The organism is Serratia sp. HNCC26DJ244 (assembly GCF_057180565.1).
In genome coordinates, this window is the sequence record NZ_JBXUGO010000051.1 from 1 (window position 1) to 2,439 (window position 2,439).

Annotated in this window: 3 protein-coding genes; all 3 read right to left on the reverse strand. The window is 51.5% G+C overall.

Annotation, left to right across the window (positions count from 1 at the left end):
• Nucleotides 1–27: 27 nt before the first annotated feature.
• Genes tnpC through tnpA form a run of 3 tightly spaced genes read right to left on the reverse strand, consistent with a single transcriptional unit; the run spans nt 28 to nt 2,354 of the window.
• Nucleotides 28–1,644 (reverse strand): IS66 family transposase, encoded by a 1,617-nt coding sequence (tnpC, locus tag AC2A06_RS18440; protein WP_484381248.1) that lies wholly within the window; start codon nt 1,642–1,644, stop codon nt 28–30.
• A 45-nt stretch (nt 1,645–1,689) separates the two neighbouring features.
• The gene (gene tnpB / locus AC2A06_RS18445; RefSeq protein ID WP_037385264.1) at nt 1,690–2,058 is read right to left on the reverse strand and encodes an IS66 family insertion sequence element accessory protein TnpB; all 369 of its coding nucleotides are present in this window, start codon (nt 2,056–2,058) and stop codon (nt 1,690–1,692) included.
• Nucleotides 2,058–2,354, reverse strand: a complete 297-nt coding sequence (gene tnpA, locus AC2A06_RS18450) for an IS66 family insertion sequence element accessory protein TnpA (protein ID WP_484381249.1) — start codon at nt 2,352–2,354, stop codon at nt 2,058–2,060. The genes tnpB and tnpA overlap by 1 nt, the downstream gene beginning before the upstream one ends.
• Between the last annotated feature and the right edge of the window lie 85 nt (nt 2,355–2,439).

Genomic DNA, 2,439 nt, shown 5'->3' on the forward strand with positions numbered 1-2,439 from the left:
AACCGCCGTTAAATCGACCTATTTGTCCTATTCATATTGCGGCACATTTTTTGAAAAAGGGGCCAGGTCAACATTCCACGGTAACAGTGCTTCTATCTTTTCCACCGTATCGGCTTCACCAATGCGTTCCAGCACATGTTGGATATAGGCCGCTGGCTCCAGATTGTTGGCTTTCGCTGTTTCAATCAGGGAATAACAGCAGGCACTGGCTCGGGCCCCTTGAGAACTGTCGGCAAACAACCACGCTTTTCTGCCCACCGCAAACGGGCGTATCGCATTCTCCGCCAACACATTGCTGATATTCAGATAACCGTGTTCGCAGTAGCCGATCAGCGATGCCCAATGGTTGAGCGTGTACTCCATCGCCCGGCGTGTCAGTGAGCCTTTCATCACTGAACCAACATTTTTCTCCAGCCACGCTTTGAAGATGGCAAGCAAAGGCACGCTGTGCTGCTGGCGAGCCTGATACTTATCCTGTTCGGCAAGCCCCTGAATGGCGCGTTCTATCCCGTACAGTTTGCCAATGTACCCTAATGCCACATCGGCCTTGGTGGGCGCAGTGTTTGATGTTTTTTTCCCTTTGGGTACCGCCTTGCCCGCTTCAACATATTTGCGCCGAGCATGATCCCAACAACCAATACGCACCAGTTGGTTTTCACGACATACCTCGGCATAGCCGGCATAACCATCGGTTTGCAGAATACCGCTAAAGCCGTCCAACAGGCGTACGGGAACGCTGCCCGCGCGACTCGGGTCATAATCAAACAAGACCGACGGTTTATCCGGTGGTCCCCCACGTACCACCCACATCCATTTGTCCGATTGGGCCGTTTTACCGTCTTCTTTCAGCACTTGAATGCGGGTCTCATCCATCTGCAGATAGCGACTGCTGTTTTGCACTTCACGCATTAAGTTAAGCAGCGGTTGAAATACCTCGGCTAGTCGGATGATCCAGTGAGCCATATTGGTGCGGGCTACCGAGTGGCCACTGCGGGCCAAGATACTTTCCAGGCGGTACAGCGGCAAGCCATCGGCATACTTGGCCACGATGATATAGGCCAACAACGAGACGGTGGCAAAACACTTACCCAGCGGATGAACCGGGCGCTGAGCCGCGACGATAACCTCGTTACCATCGCGCTCAAATACCGCTTTTTCCTGCCAGTATTCGATAACTTTCATTTGGGCGGGAATATAGGCCAACTCTTCTTTGACCTTGCTGAAGAAAGTGCGACTGGCCCCGGCTTTTTCTTCGTCGGACAGGCACAACTCCACCCGCTCACGCAGTAAGTTATCGGAAAAACCTCGCTGCCGGGTGGTCTTTTTCGGCGAGGACGGCGTGGGCTCTTCCTCGGGCAGTTGTGCTGATAAAGCCTCAATCGCCACTTCCAGTTCAGCTTCATCGAACAGAGAAATCTGGTCGACATGGCGCTCGCTGCTGGCAGCAAACTGTTGGGCTCTTTTGAGCCGGAGTTGTTCTTCCAGCAACGCGACATAACGTTCCAGATGCTGGATAGCGTCATCTTTTGATTGGATGACTTCATCTTTAGACTGAAGCTGTTGACGTAATTCCACCACCAACTCAACCGCAGATAAACTGCGGTTGTCAGGTTGTTTGCTTGATGGGGGAGCAGGCTTTTTCATGAGGGAAATAATAACAAAAACAGCCGGATAATGCACGTTCACGGCTTAATTTACCCTGTCATAATGCAGTTTTTTATGTCCATTGAGCAGACGGATATCGTAACCATCGAGCAGCCAATTAATCTGTTCACCGGTCAGCGGCAACAGGTCATCAGCCAGGCTGGGCCACTTAAACTTCTCCTCGGCCAGCGCCTTATAATAGAGAACAAAGCCATTATCCTCCCACATCAGACATTTGATTTTATTGCGCTGGCGGTTGGTGAAGGCATACAGTGCCCCAGTAAAGGGATTATGGCCCAGTTCCTGTTCAATCAGTGCCGCCAGACCATTTACTTGCTTACGAAAATCAATCGGGGCGCGATAAAGATAAATGTGCGGCATCGCCAGCGCGGGGCGTAAATGATGGTTACGCATCAGAGCTGCCTGAGGATAGCGCCCAGCAAAGTGACATTGCAGTCATTGAGGCCGGTGATCACCAGCCCATTGGGCAATGAGAGTGTCAGCTCGGCAGAATTGACCGGTACCGTGGCGGTGACTTTGGCAAACCCGGGTGAAAGGCGATCTTCGGGAGTGCGATATTTTTGCCGCCAGTAAACAAACTGGTGGTAAGTGAGTTGATGTTGCTGGCAAAAAATCTGACCAGAAAGGCCGGATGCCTGCCAGAGAGTAATTTGTTCACGCCAATAGTCGGCACGCTGTTGAGACTTCATGATGGCACCTCTGTATTAAATAAATGCAGGGGCAGTGTTGCGCAGCCTGTGGTTAAAAAACAGATGCTGATTTAAGGGCGCATAC

What these genes read in the sequence shown, in the direction of transcription:
- tnpC (WP_484381248.1), bottom strand. Translation starts at nt 1,644, where the DNA reads ATGAAAAAGCCTGCTCCCCCATCAAGCAAACAACCTGACAACCGCAGT.
- tnpA (WP_484381249.1), bottom strand. Translation starts at nt 2,354, where the DNA reads ATGAAGTCTCAACAGCGTGCCGACTATTGGCGTGAACAAATTACTCTC.
- tnpB (WP_037385264.1), bottom strand. Translation starts at nt 2,058, where the DNA reads ATGCGTAACCATCATTTACGCCCCGCGCTGGCGATGCCGCACATTTAT.